General features: G+C 73.9%; 12 protein-coding genes and 1 riboswitch. Of the genes, 8 read left to right on the top strand and 4 right to left on the bottom strand.

The genetic code is table 11. The features are described 5' to 3' along the window. Positions 1–310 (bottom strand): hypothetical protein (locus ABZ318_RS23460; protein ID WP_356904429.1); only part of this gene is annotated, 310 nt, incomplete at its 3' end. Positions 311–728: 418 nt separating this feature from the next. On the opposite strand from ABZ318_RS23460, the gene ABZ318_RS23455 reads away from it, so the two are divergent. Beyond that, complete coding sequence (locus tag ABZ318_RS23455) at positions 729–2,303, top strand: pectate lyase (RefSeq protein WP_356904428.1); 1,575 nt, start codon at positions 729–731, stop codon at positions 2,301–2,303. Between the two features lie 12 nt (positions 2,304–2,315). On the opposite strand, the gene ABZ318_RS23450 is transcribed toward ABZ318_RS23455, so the two are convergent. Beyond that, on the bottom strand, positions 2,316–3,002 hold the full coding sequence (locus ABZ318_RS23450; protein WP_356904427.1) for a hypothetical protein: 687 nt from the start codon (positions 3,000–3,002) through the stop codon (positions 2,316–2,318). A 391-nt stretch (positions 3,003–3,393) separates the two neighbouring features. Between ABZ318_RS23450 and ABZ318_RS23445 the strand changes: the two genes are divergently transcribed. The 5 genes from ABZ318_RS23445 to ABZ318_RS23425 all read left to right on the top strand — a co-directional run bounded on the left by ABZ318_RS23445 (position 3,394) and on the right by ABZ318_RS23425 (position 8,231). After that, the gene (locus ABZ318_RS23445) at positions 3,394–3,996 is read left to right on the top strand and encodes a beta-glucanase (protein ID WP_356904432.1); all 603 of its coding nucleotides are present in this window, start codon (positions 3,394–3,396) and stop codon (positions 3,994–3,996) included. 147 nt (positions 3,997–4,143) lie between these two features. Continuing rightward, complete coding sequence (locus ABZ318_RS23440) at positions 4,144–4,875, top strand: hypothetical protein (protein ID WP_356904426.1); 732 nt, start codon at positions 4,144–4,146, stop codon at positions 4,873–4,875. A 168-nt stretch (positions 4,876–5,043) separates the two neighbouring features. Next, the gene (locus ABZ318_RS23435) at positions 5,044–6,096 is read left to right on the top strand and encodes an iron-siderophore ABC transporter substrate-binding protein (protein WP_356904425.1); all 1,053 of its coding nucleotides are present in this window, start codon (positions 5,044–5,046) and stop codon (positions 6,094–6,096) included. A gap of 93 nt (positions 6,097–6,189) precedes the next feature. Beyond that, complete coding sequence (locus ABZ318_RS23430; protein WP_356904431.1) at positions 6,190–7,146, top strand: iron ABC transporter permease; 957 nt, start codon at positions 6,190–6,192, stop codon at positions 7,144–7,146. Next, positions 7,143–8,231, top strand: a complete 1,089-nt coding sequence (locus ABZ318_RS23425) for an iron chelate uptake ABC transporter family permease subunit (RefSeq protein ID WP_356904424.1) — start codon at positions 7,143–7,145, stop codon at positions 8,229–8,231. Before ABZ318_RS23430 ends, ABZ318_RS23425 begins: the two co-directional genes overlap by 4 nt. A 24-nt stretch (positions 8,232–8,255) precedes the next feature. Here the strand turns inward: ABZ318_RS23425 and ABZ318_RS23420 are convergent, their stop codons facing one another. Further along, positions 8,256–8,831 carry a histidine phosphatase family protein gene (locus ABZ318_RS23420; protein ID WP_356904423.1) on the bottom strand — a complete coding sequence of 192 codons (576 nt, stop codon included), beginning with the start codon at positions 8,829–8,831 and terminating at the stop codon, positions 8,256–8,258. Positions 8,832–8,996: 165 nt separating this feature from the next. Next, positions 8,997–9,076: riboswitch (cobalamin riboswitch) on the top strand. 60 nt (positions 9,077–9,136) lie between these two features. Between ABZ318_RS23420 and ABZ318_RS23415 the strand changes: the two genes are divergently transcribed. After that, a complete protein-coding gene (locus ABZ318_RS23415; protein WP_356904422.1) occupies positions 9,137–9,364 on the top strand; it encodes a CbtB-domain containing protein in 228 nt (75 codons plus the stop codon). Positions 9,365–9,378: 14 nt separating this feature from the next. Continuing rightward, entirely contained in the window at positions 9,379–10,212 is an 834-nt protein-coding gene (locus ABZ318_RS23410; RefSeq protein ID WP_356904421.1) for a CbtA family protein, read from the top strand. 106 nt (positions 10,213–10,318) lie between these two features. Here ABZ318_RS23410 and ABZ318_RS23405 read toward each other — a convergent pair whose 3' ends face one another. Then, positions 10,319–15,052, bottom strand: a complete 4,734-nt coding sequence (locus ABZ318_RS23405) for a hypothetical protein (RefSeq protein ID WP_356904420.1) — start codon at positions 15,050–15,052, stop codon at positions 10,319–10,321. Positions 15,053–15,195: the final 143 nt, after the last annotated feature.

The following is a 15,195-nucleotide window of genomic DNA, read 5'->3' as shown; positions in this document are numbered from 1 at the left end:
GAAGCTGCTCAAGTACGAGATGGGCGGCTTCCCCGGCCAGCGGCTGAACCCGCCGCCCGACTACCCCGGCATCCCGGCGCCCCCGCTCGGCGGTGTCGAACAGTTCGTCGTCGACCATGAACGCGTAGTGCTGCATCTGGATGTCCACCGGGGGCTCGGCGAACTGGATCAGGACGCCGTCGGCGAGCTGGATGTTGAGGAAGGGTCCCCAGGACGGCGCCTCGGGGAGTTCCAGCAACTCGCGGAAGAACCGCGCGGATTCGTCGCGGTTCTTGGACGCGATGATGGTGTGGTTGAACGTGACTGCCATGTGGATGACCTCGCTGTTGATTCGACACGTGGAAGGGATTCACAGTGCTGGCGCACTGGGGGGTCCTCGTGCCGAACCTTCGGGGTGCCTGTCGCGCACCCGCCGAGCGATCAGCCTTCCACCGGATCGCCCGTCTGTGCATGGCGTATCGCCGGTCCGGTGTTCATGACGGGCGACGCTACTTGATCAACTGTGCCGGGACAAGGCGGGCCGCCCGCTTCCGCCCTGAAAATGACCGGAATCGTACGCTGCCGGCACGCCGTCCGCATGCAGTCCGCAGGCGATTCCGCCACCGCCCGAAGCCTTGCCACTCCCCCTCAGGCACCCCTATTCTCGCGCCAGAAAGCGCTTTCTTTCCCTCCTTGCACGGCCCCTCCCGGGCATCTCCCAGCACGCGAAGGCGAAAGGGAAGACGAGCATGAGACGAGCAGTCGCACGACGATTCCAGGCGGCCCTGGCCGCGACGGCGCTGGTGGCCGCGACCGGCGCGGTCCTGTCGCTGCCCGAGGCCGCGGCGGCGACCGGCGGCGCCACCGGCTACGCGAGCCAGAACGGCGGGACCACCGGCGGCGCGGGCGGGCAGACGGTCCGGGCCACCACCGGAACCGCGATCCACGCCGCCCTCTGCGCCCGCCCCACCACCAGCACCCCGCTCACCATCGAGGTCGAGGGCACGATCAACCACGCCAACACCGCCAAGGTGTCGGGCACCGGCTGCAACACCGCCGACGGGGTGATCGAGCTCAAGCAGATCAGCAACGTCACGCTCGTCGGCGTCGGCAGCGGCGCCGTCTTCGACCAACTCGGCATCCACATCCGCGAGTCGAGCAACATCATCGTCCAGAACGTGACCGTCCGGAACGTCAGGAAGTCGGGCTCGCCCACGTCCAACGGCGGTGACGCCATCGGCATGGAGAGCGACGTCCGCAACGTCTGGGTCGACCACGTCACCCTGGAGGCGTCCGGCGGGGAGTCCGAGGGCTACGACGGCCTCTTCGACATGAAGGACAACACCCGGTACGTGACGCTGTCCTACAGCATCCTGCGCAACTCCGGCCGTGGCGGGCTCGTCGGCTCCAGCGAGACGGAGCTCTCCAACGGCTTCATCACGTACCACCACAACCTGTACGAGAACATCGACTCCCGTGCGCCCCTGCTGCGCGGCGGCACCGCCCACATGTACGACAACCACTATCTGCGTCTGAACGAGTCGGGCATCAACTCCCGTGCCGGGGCGCACGCCAAGGTGGAGAACAACTACTTCGAGGACTCCAAGGACGTCCTCGGCACCTTCTACACCGACGCGGCCGGCTACTGGCAGGTCGCCGGCAACGTCTTCGACAACGTGACCTGGTCGAGCCCCGGCAGCGAGTACCACCCGGCCGGACCGGACCCGCGGTCGAACACCACGGTGAGCATCCCGTACGCCTACAGCCTCGACGACGCGGCCTGCGTGCCGGCCGTCGTGAGCCGGACGGCGGGCGCCGGCAAGGGCCTGCTGGTGTCGGACGGCAGCTGCTCCCCCCAGACCCCGACGCCCACACCGACACCGACACCCACGCCCACGCCGACACCCACTCCCACGCCCACGGCGACCACCCCTGCCCCCACACCCACCCCGCCGACCGGGACGAACCTCAGCATCGGAGCCGGCTCGGACGGCTCCAGCAAGGCCACCGGCACGAGTTACGGCAACGTGCGGGACGGCGACATGAGCACCTACTGGTCCCCGGCCGGCACGACCGGTTCCGTATCGATCAAGTGGGGCACCCCCACCGCCGTCTCGGTGATCGACGTGCGGGAGACGGCGGGTGCCACGGGCCGCATCGGGTCCTGGCGGGTCGTCGACGCCGACACGGGAGCCGTCCTGACCTCGGGCAGCGGGGCGGGCGTCATCACGTTCCCCCGGACCTCGCTGAGCAAGATCACCTTCGAGATCACGGGCTCGAACGGAACGCCCCAGGTGGCCGAGTTCGAGACGTACGCCGGATAACGGCGCCCCGGCTCACTCCGTGCCGGTCACGAACTCCCGGTCGCCGTACCGCACCTGCGCCTGGTCCCAGTCGGCGCCGAGGGCGGTCGTGAACCTGCGGGCCAGCGGCAGGTCGTCGACCGGAGCCACGAGAACGAGCCGGCCGTCGAGGGTGACGGAGCCGCCGCCCAGCTTGTCGCGGGCCTCCGGGTCCGCGACGAGCGCCTCCCGCAGACCGCTCACCCGGACGCCGGGGACCTCGATCTCGACCGCGTCGGTCTCCGGCGACGTGCGCGGCAGACAGCGGAAGGTGAGGACGGCCTCCTGGTCGTACTGCTTGGCGATGACGCCCGCGATGTGGTGGAGCCCCTCGCGGCCGACCCCCTCGACGTCGAACTCGCGGGACCGCTCGTACGTCGCCTGCCTCAGCTCCTCGGACCAGAAGACACCGTCCAGCAGCTCCGATCCGCCCGGGCGTGCGCCGTGGGCGCGGATGATCCGCCGCACCTCGTGTCCGAAGCGGGTGAGGCGGGTGTCGAGCCTCGGATCGTCGGGGTCCGTGATGATCGCGGTGTTGTCGGTCGCGAAGACCTCCGCCGCCGGACAGTCCTGTACGTCGGGGCCGGCATACGTGCTCGGCGCACTCACGACACCCAGCAGCAGGGCGGCGACGGTCGAGGCGAGGAGGCGGGCGCGTCGCCCGGGGTCGGCGTTCTTCATGGCGTGATCAACGAGCCCCGGTGAAGAGCGTTGCGCCGCGGCCCGGCCACGCGCCCGCGTCCCGGGCGTGCCGGCCGACCTGGCACTCGTCGGTGGCCGTGCCCGAGCCGGCGCGGCGGTGGCGGCGCCGGGCCGTCGAGCGGCGCCGTCGGTGACGACTTGTCGCCAATCGACCGCTCTCCACGCGTGCGCCGGGCAGGGTGGGGCAGATTGCCCGTGGGCCGACGGGTTGTCCGTGGGCCGACGGGGCCCGTGCGAAAGGAGTGGCGCCGTGCTGAAGGACTTCTTCGACCGGCTCCGGCGGGGCGGCGGGCGTTCCGGTGGGGGCGGTCCGGCGTCGGCCCCCGGCGACCTCGTCCTCGACGCGGACTTCTCCTCCGCCGAGCAATGGGTGGCGGGCCGCTCGTGGGCCTATCCCGACGGCGGGCCGACGAACCCCGGCGACAACAAGCTCGATCACCTGGTGGAGGACCCCTCGTACAGCCGGACGGGGACGTTCCGGGCCACCCGCAGGAGCGACGGCTTCTGGGACGCCGGGCTGCTCACGACGGAGGGCAGCGCGGAGGGCTTCCAGGTGCGGGCGGGCGACGTCCTGGAGGCCCGGGTGCGCCTGCCCGAGGAGACGGGCGCCTGGCCGGCGATCTGGACCTGGCTCGACGGCGGCCAGGAGGTCGACGTCTTCGAGTACCACCCCGACAACCCCGACCTCCTGGAGCTGTCGAACCGGGTGCGGGGCCGGTACCTCTACTTCCGGGACCCCGCGATCCGGCCCGGCGCGTGGGTGGACCTCCGGATCGAGTTCGGCGCGCGCTCCGTGGTGTGGTGGGTCAACGGCGCCCGCGTCTTCGCCGACCGCCGCGGGGTGGGGCGCTCCTGGCGGGCCCATCTCATCGTGAACCTGTCGGTCTGCGCGGGCCGGTACCACCCGGCGCCCGACCCGGACGCGTCGGAGATGTCGTACGAGGTGGCGGAGTTGCGCGTGTACCGGCGCTGAACGTTCACGTGCCGGTCCTCTCCGCCGTCGACGCGGGCGCGGCACGGGCGGGAAGGGTGCGTCGGGACGACGGGTGTTGCGTAGGCTCGAACGGAGCGTTCCGTGCGGCCGAAAGCACCGCGCCGTCCCTACGACGAGGAGGACCCTGTGAGCACCGCCGGAGAAGGACGGCAGCAGCTGGACGAGGCCAGTGTCCTCAATGCGAAGAGGACGCTGCTCCAGTTGCTCGCCCGGGCGGGCGTCTGGTCCGGCGACGCGGAGGAGCTGATCGGGTTCGTCGAGGCGGGCGCGCTGGCCCTCGCGTACGAGGAGGTCGGCGCGGCCGGGCGGAGCGCGCCCGAGGGGAAGGGCGAGCCGTACGCCTCCGGCTGGCTCGACGGGGCGCGGGCCGTCATCGACGAGCTGGGCGCCGTCGCCGAGCGGGCGCTGAAGCACGCCGTCGCCTCGGATCCGTCGGCCGCCTCTCCGGACGACCGTCCGCCCGTCGGGCGGACGGAGCTGGAGCGGACCAAGGTGGCGGTGACTCCGCTCTACCTCTCCTTCGCCGATGTCTCCGACCTCGACCCGGAGGTCACCGAGCAGGTGCTGCGGGCCCTGCTCGGCACGATGAGCTCGCGTCAGCGGGCGGGGTACGCGGGCCGGCTCACCGAGTTCACCTCGACCCACCGTGCGCGCCTGGAGCGGCTGTACGCCGAGTACGGGCCGGGCAGCGCGATCGCGATCCACGGCCGGTACTCCCTGATCCACTCCCCCACCAGCGTCGCCGTCCTGGAGCGGCTCGCCACGTCTCCGGCGGACCTGCACGAGGAGTGGGACGCCGCCGAGCTGCCGCCTGCGTGGCTGGACGGCCTGACGACGGCGTGGGAGGCGTCGGCCTGACGGCGCTTCACGGGGCGGACGGAGGGGCCCCGGCGCTCCACATCCGGCGGGGATAGGTTAGGCTCACCTAACAAGCGCCTCGCGATGGCCGCTGCCTCCGCATTCCCATGTCTGGAGGGGCGTCGGGCGGGGCGTCAACACACCTCTGCCCGGAGACAAGGATCCGCCATGCCTTCTGTGTTCACCCCCTTCCGCCGCCGCGTTCTCGTGGCGGGCGCCGCCGCGGTCTCGCTCGGCCTCATGGTGACCGGGTGCGGCTCGGACGACAAAAAGGACGACGCGAAGGACGCGGCGGCCAAGGCTCCGGCGGGCGCGTTCCCCGTCACCATCAAGAGCGCGCTCGGCGAGGCCGTCATCAAGGAGAAGCCGAAGCGCGTCGTCACGCTCGGCCAGGGCTCCGCCGAGACCGCCATCGCCCTCGGCAACGTCCCCGTCGGCATCGAGAGCTACCCCTGGGGCAGCGACAAGACCGGCTACCTGCCCTGGATCCACGACGCGGTGAAGAAGTCCGGCGCCAAGCTGCCCCAGCAGTTCGACGGCGGCGAGGAGCTCGACATCGAGGCCATCACCGAGCTCGAGCCCGACGTCATCCTCGCCCCCTGGTCGGGCATCACGCAGAAGCAGTACGACCTCCTCAAGGACATCGCGCCGACCGTCGCCTACCCCGACAAGGCGTGGAGCACCGACTGGGACCAGCAGATCGAGATCGTCGCGAAGGCGCTCGGCCAGCCGGAGAAGGCCAAGGAGCTCACCTCCAAGATCGACAAGCAGCTCGCCGACGCCGCCGCCACGCGCCCGAACTACAAGAACGTCACGTTCTCGTACATCTACAACACCGGCCCCGGCACCCTCGGCGTCTTCAAGCCCGAGGAGCAGCGCGTCGCGATGGTCTCCAAGCTGGGCCTCAAGGTCGACCCGGTCGTGAACACCTTCAAGGAGACCGAGGGCACCGACTCCGCCCTCATCGGCCTGGAGAACGCCAACAAGCTCTCCAAGAGCGACATCGCCTTCACCTTCTACACGGACGACAAGTCCCGCAAGGAGATCGAGGCGCAGCCGCTGTACGCGGCCATCCCCGCGGTCAAGAAGGGCGCGCTCGTCCACAGCAACGACCAGCCCTTCGTCACCGCCTCGTCGATGATCAACCCGCTGACGGTGCCGTACAGCATCGAGCGGTACCTCCCGATGATCGACAAGGCCGTCGCCAAGGCCGGGAAGTAGCAACGGGTCCCGAGCGTGACCACTCTCTCCCGGATCGGCCAGGGCCCCGCCGTCGTACGGCGGGGCCCTGCCCGGCACTTCGCAGCCGCCGCCCTGTGCGTAGCCCTGCTCGTCCTGGCGGTCCTCGCCAGCGTGATGTTCGGCAGCAAGCCGACGTCCGCCGCCGACGTCCTGCGGGTCGTCACCGGTGACGGCGACGGCTACCTCCGTACCGTCGTCGAGAGCCGTTATCCGCGCACCGCGCTCGGCCTGCTCGCGGGCCTCTGCCTCGGGGTCGCCGGCACGCTGATGCAGGGCATCACCCGTAATCCGCTCGCCGAGCCGGGACTTCTCGGCATCAACGCGGGCGCGTCCGCCGCCATCGTCGCCGCGACCGCGTTCCTCGGCGCCTCCGGGCAGCGCGAGACCGTCTGGTGGGCCCTCGCCGGTGCCCTGGCGACCGGTGTGGTCGTCCATCTCGTCGGCACGGCCGGTGGCGGCGGCGGGCCGGTCCGCCTGGTGCTCGCCGGTGCGGTGCTCTCCGCCGTCCTCGCCGCGTTCATCCAGGCCGTCGCGCTGTCCCGGCCGCAGGTCTTCGACACGTACCGCTACTGGGTGGTGGGTTCGCTCGGCGGGCGCGGCTTCGACGCCTTCTGGGCCGTCCTGCCGTTCGCCGCCGTCGGCCTCGTCCTCGCCGTGCTCCTCGCGCCGGGGCTCAACGCCATGGCGATGGGCGACGACAAGGCCGCCTCCCTCGGCATCAGCCCCGCCCGCGTCAAGGGCGCCGGTCTCCTCGCGGCGACGCTGCTCAGCGCCGCCGCGACGGCCGCCGTCGGCCCCATCGCCTTCGTCGGGCTCGCCGTCCCGCACCTCGTCCGGGTGCTCGTGGGCGCCGACTTCCGCCTGCAGATCCTCTTCACCTCGCTCGCGGGGCCCGCCCTGCTGCTGTTCGCCGACGTCATCGGCCGGGTGCTGCTCCGTCCGCAGGAGCTCATGGTCGGCGTCGTCACCGCCTTCGTGGGCGCGCCCGCGCTGCTGTTCGCCGTCCGTCGCATGAGGGGAGCGGCATGAAGACCGCCGAGCGGATCGACACCCCGGCCGTGACGGCGTCGCGGCCCGTGCGGCCCGCGGGCCGTGGCCTCCTGCGGATCGGCCCGTGGGTCGCCGTCCCCGTGCGGCGCCGCACCGCGATCGTCGCCGCGGTGACGCTGCTGCTGCTTCTCGGGGCGGCCGTGGCGACCCTTTCCCTGGGCCGCCTCGGCATCGACCTGGCCGACCTTCCGTCGGCGCTGGCGGGCGAGGCCAGGGGCAAGAACGCCTTCGTGCTGAACCGGCTGCGCGGCCCGCGGCTCGTCGTCGCCATCGCCACCGGCGCGGCCTTCGGCCTGTCCGGGGCCCTCTTCCAGTCGGTCACCCGCAACCCGCTGGGCAGTCCCGACGTCATCGGGCTCGGCGCCGGTTCCGGGGCGGGTGCGGCGGCCGCCGCGCTGTTCTTCCCGGACCTCGTGCCGGTGCCCGTCGGCGCGCTGCTCGGCGCCGTGCTCGCCATGGCGGTCGTCTACTTCTCCACGGGGTCGGGATTCCGCAATCCGGGGCGCCTGGTGGTGGCCGGCATCGGCGTGTCCGCGATGTCGACGGCCCTCACCCAGTACGTGGTCTACGCCGTCGAGCGGGACAAGGCGAGCGCGCTGACCGCCTATGTCAACGGAAGCCTGGCCGCCCGCTCCTGGGACGACGCGCGGACGATCTGGCTGGTGCTGCTCGTCTGCCTGCCGCTCGCCGCGCTCCTCGCCCGGCCACTGGGCATCAGTGAGATGGGCGACGACCTCGCGACCGGCCTGGGCGCCCGTCCGGCCCGCACGGCGACCGCGGCGGTCTCGCTGTCGATCGTCCTCTCCGCCGGCGCGGTCAGTGTCGCAGGACCGATCGCCTTCGTCTCCCTGACGGCACCGCAGATCGCCAAGCGGGTCACCCGGGGCGGCGGCCCGCACCTGGTCATGTCGACCCTGCTCGGCGCCCTGCTGCTCGTCCTCGCCGACCTCGCCGCCCAGCAGCTGCCGCTCTTCGACAACCTGCCGGTCGGCCTGTACACGATGGCCGTCGGAGGGGCGTACCTCGGTTACCTCCTGCTGCGGGAGTGGAAGCGCCCGGCGTGACCCGGCCCCCGTCTGACGGGGCGTCTACCGCAGCGGTGCGAGCGGCTCGCCGGGGCGCAGGTTCCAGCGCCCGGCGCGGCCGCTGAGGTGGACGGCGGTCAGGGGGCGGACGTCCAGGCGCCAGGCAGTCGCGTCCGGTGCCGTGAGGGCGTGGACCATCGCGGCGCGGATCACGTCCGGTTCGGCGACCGCGGTGACGCGGCCGGAGCCGTCCCGGAGGCCGTCGAGCCAGACGCCGACCCTGACCCGTAGATCGCGCAGGGACTCCCCGCCGTGCGGGGCCGCCGCCGGGTCGGACAGCCAGGCGGCGATTCCGGCCTCCTCGGCGGCGGCCACGGCCTCCAGGGTCTGTCCGCGCCACCGGCCCATGGCGCAGCCGGCGAGTTCGCCGAGGGGCTCCGCGCTCAGGCCCAGGGCCCGCGCCGTGTCACGGCAGCGCCGGGAGGGGGAGGCGTACGCGCGCGGGGACGGGTCGACGGCGGAGGCGACGGCCCGGGCGCGGGCGATGCCCGCCGGGTCGAGAGGGCCGTCGTCGTCGAACCGCACCTCGCGGAGCGCTTCGCCCGTCGCGGGCGAGATCAGCGTCAACCGGACTGTCATCGGGATCCTTTGCGGCGGGCGGGACGGCGGGGCCGTTGTGGCCGGAGTGGTGCGCGGGACTCTACCCGGGGGCGTACGAAGGTGATCCAGGCCTCACGCCCTTGGCGGCGGCTCCCCCGCGCGGTACGGTCAGGCGACATTTGAACAGCGTGACGACGGCGAGACGGAAGTCCGGTGGGAATCCGGCACGGTCGCGCCACTGTGAGCCGCGGCGCCCCCTGGGGGGACGTCACGGCGAGTCAGACCCGTGGACCGTCGTCCTGCACCACCGTCTGGGACGCGAGTTCCCAACAGGAGGTTCCATCATGGCCGAGGCCGTCGTCTCCGCTGCCGTTTCCACCCCTTCCGTCGCCGTACCGGCTCCGCTGCCCGTGCGCGCGGTGCTCCCCTGGGCCTTCTTCGTCGGGCTCCTCGCACTGATCGCGCTGTACTTCGTCGGCGCCGAGCAGGGCGCCACCTCCCTGATCGCCGGCACCGACGTGCACGAGTGGGTGCACGACGGTCGCCACCTGCTCGGCTTCCCCTGCCACTGAGGGGCGACCGGTACATGCACGCCTCGACCGTCCGTTCCCTGCTGGTCCGCGGCATGCTCGCGGGCCTGATCGCGGGGCTGTTCGCCTTCGCCGTGGCCTATGCGGTGGGTGAGCCCCCCGTGAACGGCGCGATCGCCGTGGAGGAGGCCAAGGCCGCCGGGGAGGCCCCGGCCGGCCACGGGTCCCACGCGGGCCACGGCGGCGGCACCGTCGCCGTGGAGGTGGAGGCCACCGAGGAAGAGGAGGAGGGGATCAGCCGCTCCGCCCAGTCGACCTTCGGCCTCGCCACCGGCGTCCTCGTCTACGGCGTGGCGCTCGGCGGCATCGCGTCCCTGGCGTTCTCCTTCGCGCTGGGCCGCGTCGGCCGCTTCAGCCCCCGGGCGACGGCGGCGCTCACGGCCGCCGCCGCGTTCACCACCGTCTACCTGGTGCCGTTCCTCAAATACCCGGCGACTCCTCCGGCCGTCGGCAATCCGGACACCATCGGGCAGCGCACCACCCTGTTCTTCCTGATGATCCTGCTCAGCGTGCTGCTCGGGATCGCCGCCCTGATCGCCGGGCGGCGGCTCGCGCCGCGCCTGGGGAACTGGAACGCCACCCTGGCGGCCGGCGCCGGCTTCGTCGTCGTGACGGCGGTCGCCTTCGCCGTCCTGCCGGGCAACGAGGACGCCGTCGCGACGGGCTTCCCGGCCGGACTGCTCTGGGAGTTCAGGCTCGCCTCCCTGGCGATCCAGGCGGTGCTGTGGGCGGTGTTCGGGATCGTCTTCGGCGTCCTCGCGCAGAAGACGCTGGCGCCCCGGGCGGCCGCCGACCAGGAGGTCCGGCTCGGAGCCTCCGCCGCCGGCTGACCGGCGAACCTTTTTCGCGACGCCGCCCCGTCCACCTCCTCGGTGGGTGGGGCGGCGTCGTCGTTCCGGTCCGCCCGCGCCCACGACGACGGTCACCGGACAGGCCTCAGGAGGTCCGCTCCCAGGCCTCCTCGAACATCTCGTGCAGGGGTGCCGTCGGCAGGATCCGTACGAACGGGGAGCGGATCCACTTGTCCCACATCGGCCGCACCAGGTGGGTCGTCAGCTTCGCGGTCTCCAGCGGCAGGTGCGGGGCCTTGAGTTCGGTCCAGTCGCCGGGCAGGAACAGGGTCCGGCCGGCCCGTGCCCGCTTGGCCTCCAGGACCGCGCCGGTGGCGAGGAGTTCCGCACGGACCTCGGTGTGCCGCTTGGTCGACCAGCCGGTCCAGCGCCGTACGTTCCGGTCGGTGGGCGCGGCGAGCGTCGCCAGCTGGAGGTACAGGGCCGCCGCGTCCTCGCCCACCCCGAGCTTCGCCGCCACCCGGACGACGAGCTCCGGGCAGGAGACGCGCGGATCGGCTTCGTACGCCCCTGCCGGTACGGCCCCGGACAGGGCGCGGCGCATCATCCGGTCGAGCCCGCCGCCGGCGAGGAGCGGCGCCAGCCGGTCCAGGTCCTCGGCGAGGTCGGTGACCTCGCGGACCTCCCGCCACGCCCCGGGGTCGGTGACGGCCGCGGGACGCAGGAAGGCGGTGCCGTGGGGGGCGCACACCACCAGCGGTCCGGAGTCGTACGCGCTCACCGGATCGGCCGGGTTCTCCGGGTGGGCGGCCACCGGCAGCCGCCGGGGCCCGAACCGCTCGGCGATCCGCTCCGGCGTGTCCTTCACGCGGCTTTCGGGGAGGTCGAGCAGCAGCTCGGGGCGGTCCAGCTCGGCGCGCAGCCGCTCGTACAGGGCGGGGGCGCCGGCCAGCGCCGGGTCTCCGACGGGCCGGTCCGTCCACGCCCATACGAGGGCGCTCGCGATGTCCGTGAGCGCGAGGCCCACCGGGGTGCGGTAGGGCAGTTCGGGCCCGGCCGGCGGTACGGCCCTGACCTCCACCCCCCTGCCCTGCCGGGCCGCCGCCAGCTCCCAGCCGGCCGCGGGCACGGTGGCGTCCTCGGCGGCGTCGTAGCCTCCGGCGAGGCGCCGGGCCCACACCTCGCCGAGGCCCAGGTCGGCCTCCAGCGCGTCGGCCGTGTCCTCGTGCACGGCGGGCCGCGTCCCGAGGAGCTCCCGCCACACGCCGGCCATCCGCTCCACGGCCGCCTCGACGCCGCCCGGCCGCCACAGTTCGGTCGGGTCGTCGGGCAGGGCGGCGGCCAGGACGGCCCTCCGGCCGGCGCCGTCGAGCCGGGCGCGCAGCCGTTCGTACGACTCGGCCGTCAGCGCGGTCGCCTTGTAGGGGGCCTTGCGCACCAGGGCGCGGTGCTCCTCCCGGTCGGCCCGGCCGACGAGTCCGGCGACGACGAGCCGGGCCACGGACCTGCGGACGCCGGTGAGTTCGGCGAAGCGGGCGGCCGCCGACTCCGGAACCGCGAGCGGACCGTGGGTGTCGACGGCGGCCACGAGGGCGCGCAGCCGCTCGGCGTCGTCCCGCTCCACGCGCACGTGCCGTGCCCGCGTGGCCACGCCGGGGACCGGGTCGGCGTGCGGGTCCTCGGCGACGGGCGCCACGAACCAGTGCTCCGCGTCCCGGTCCCTCACACCGGCGGACGCGACGGCCGTGCCGCCCGCGCGCATGAGGTCCACCAGTCCGGGGCCCGACGTGCTCCCGACCCACCAGCGGCTGCCCTCGCGGGCGAACGGCTGGTCGGCCCAGGTGTCCAGGAGTGCGAGGAGAGCGGTCCGCTCCGCGTCCGGGGTCGGTGCCACCGCCGCCCGCCAGGCGACGGCGTCGATCGTGCCGAGGAGCTGCGACCAGTCGTGCGGCGGGGCGGGCGGTGAGAGCCGGCGCACCTCCTCGGCGATGGTCCCGGCCAGGCAGGCGCCGTCGGCGGCGAGCGCGGTCAGCGTCGCCGGCAGTGCCACGTCGGGGGTACGCCGCCACTGATCGGGCTCGCCGGTGTCGACGAGGCCGTACAGGGCGGGGACGAGCTCGGTGTCCGGCGCGGACCGGCCGAGCCGCACGGGCGGCGCCTCGGCGAGGAGGGTGACGCGCCGGTGCAGGGCGCGCCGCCGCTCCTCCACACGGGCGGCCCGCTCGGTCACCGCGACGACGGCCTCGGTCAGGACGGGATCGGTGACGTCCGGCAGCTCCCGTGCCACGGCCTCGTGGAGGGCCGCCGTGCTGTCGGACGCGGCCGTGAGCAGCGTGTCCGCCGTCTCCCGGCGCACGGTCCGCAGCGCCCGCGACCCGGCGGCGTCCCGGGTCCGGAGCAGGTACCAGAAGGCCGGGGGCAGGGCCACGCCCCTGGACGGGGTGGTCCGCCGGGCCGCCTTCACCCGCGGGTGCCGGGGTGAGGGGTGCCCGTCCAGCTCCCACAGCAGGACGCCGTCGGCGGTGTACGCGCGCACGCCCGCCCGTGTCTCGGCCTCGGCGAGGACCACGTCCTCCACGGCGCCCTCCGGCGGCGCCCACAGGGCCCAGGGCTTCTGCCCCTGCCGGTCGACGGCGAACCGGGCCGTGCGCCCGTCGATGCTCTGCACCAGATAGCGGTCGGGCGCGGGGTCGCGGTGCGGGGTACGGAACAGGATCCGGGTCCCGACGAGGCCGTCCCTGCTGCCGAGCGGGGAGTCGGTCAGGCCGGCGGGCAGCGGGGCGAGGTGGAGTGCCTCGGCGGCCAGGGCCATGCCCGCCTCGGACGGTTCGGTCGCCGGGTCCGCGCTCGCGGGGCGGCCGGGGAAGTCGGGCACGTCGGCGCCGCCCCGCGGCTCTCCGGTGACCGGGTCCACCAGCTCCCACGGGCGCCTCCCGTACACGCCGTTGGTCCAGATCCGGGAGCCGTCGCCGAGTTGCAGCTCGTTCCCGTCGATGCCTGCGGTGTCGCCCGGCCGCAGCGCGCGCAGGCCGCCGTGCCGGCCTCCTCCGTCGGCGGTCTCGAACTGGAAGCCGTAGGCCCCGTCGAGCTTCCCGCCGAACGGCACCAGACCGCCCTGTTCGTCCGGCGTGAACGGCGCTTCCGGCCGGTCCGCCCAGTACGCGGTGTCGCAGAAGTAGGGGTCCGGCTCGACCGTCCAGCTCACGAGGAAGGAGCCGCCGACGTAGTGCACGGCGTGCATCGTCGTCTCCTCCGGCACCGTGAACCGGCAGGAGCCCCGGACGCCGTCCGGGTCGACGGCGACCGCCCGGTCGGCCCCGAACACGGTGAGCACCGGCCAGGTGCAGGTCACCCCGGCGACTCCTGGGACGGGTCCGGTGCCGGTTTCGTCTCCGGGCCGCTCCCGGGCGAACTCCGCGTACACCGACTCCAGGGCGGGCCAGGCCAGTTCCTCCGGGAGGCCGGCCGTGAGCGAGCGGTGCAGGGCGCCCGCCGCGCTCGTCGCGCCGAGGGCGTCGGCGACACCGCCGAGCGCCGTCACGGTCGGCCGGTCGAGGAGGGTCTCCAGCTCGGCCACGGACTCCTCGGCGCCCGCCATGCCGCCGCCACCGACGGTGTCGACGAGCTTGCCGACCCGTCCGGCCACCTCGTGGGCGATGCCCTCGTTCCCCGGGAGCAGCGTCACCGCCGATCCGGGCTGCCGGCTGCGCCCCATGGGCCAACTCGGGATCAGGTTCGCGTGCACGGTCCCTTCCAACCGGGGGCCGAACACGGGGTCGGCGGCCAGCGCGGCGAGGTCGCGCCGGGACTTCTCGCCCCAGAAGCGCATCCGGACGTCCGGGCCCGGGTCGGCGACCGCGACCCCGGCCGCCAGGCAGGCGTCGAGGACGTCCGCGTCGAAGCCCTGGTAGTGGTGGCGGGTGGTGTGCAGCGTCACCGGCGCGCCCTCGGTCCGCAGGCGGGGCCCCAAGCGGCCGACGAGGTCGAGGAGTTCCGCCGGGAGCGGCTGTCGTGCGACCCCGCCGCCGGACTGGAGGGCGTACTGGTACATGCGGGCGAAGGTGCCGAGCCAGTGGTGGAGCCCGCCCTCCGGCACGACCCGTCCGGTCTCCATCGCCTCCGTCGCGCCGCAGCCGATCAGCAGCCGCAGCCATGGGCCGCCGTCGGTGACCCCGTCGGGGAAGACCTCCAGCAGGCCGGCCGCGATCGCGTCCGTCGGCGGATGGGCCGTCAGGATCGGCTCGGCCGCCGTCAGCAGGGCGTCCGGGACGGCCTTCTTCCGGGTGACCGAGAGGATCGTGCCCACCATCCGGGCGGCCTCCGCGTCCCCGAGGCCGGCCCTCTTGGCGGAGGCCCGGACCCGGCGCACCAGGTCCGCCGGCAGGTCCGCGGGCGAGGCCGCCCAGGCGGTCAGGAACGCCTCCAGGGCGGTGTGCGCCGCCGCGGGCTCCAGCGTCTCGGCCAGGAATCGCTGGTGGGCGCCGAACTCCTTGGCGGGCATGGCGCCGCCCCGGGCGAACAGCAGTCCGTTGGCCCGGCGGTAGGCGGGGTCCACCGGGAGGCCGTGCCGGGCCTCGGCCGCGCGCGCCGCGGCGTAGGCCCGGCCGCCCGGCCGGCTCCCGTACCCGATCAGCCGGTGCCCCACGGTGTCCCAGAACCACGGCAGGTGCGCCGGTGGCAGCTGTCGGGCTCGCCAGGCCATCGCGTCGACGACGGCGCCGGGCTTCGTCCAGGACCGGTCGACCTCGGCCCCCATCTCCCGGACCAGCCCGCGCGCGGCCTCGACCGCGCCCGGGTCGTGGACGGCGACCCAGTCGACGTAGGTGGTCGACACGTGTGTACCGGTGGTGGGCAGCAGGGCATCCAGCGAGACGATCATGCCCAGGATCGTCGCACGCCCCACTGACACCGCCCGGGGCGGCGGACGTTCCCCCGCTCTTCACCCCCGGCGGCGGACGTTCCCCCGCTCTTCACCCCCGGCGCCGGGCGTTCCCCCCGCTCCCCGCTCCGGAAGGCATGGGC

It is taken from the genome of Streptomyces sp. NPDC006197 (assembly GCF_040613865.1).
Taxonomy (GTDB): Bacteria; Actinomycetota; Actinomycetes; order Streptomycetales; family Streptomycetaceae; genus Streptomyces.
The sequence above is the reverse complement of the archived record's forward strand: the minus strand, read 5'-3'. Positions and strand labels throughout refer to the sequence as shown.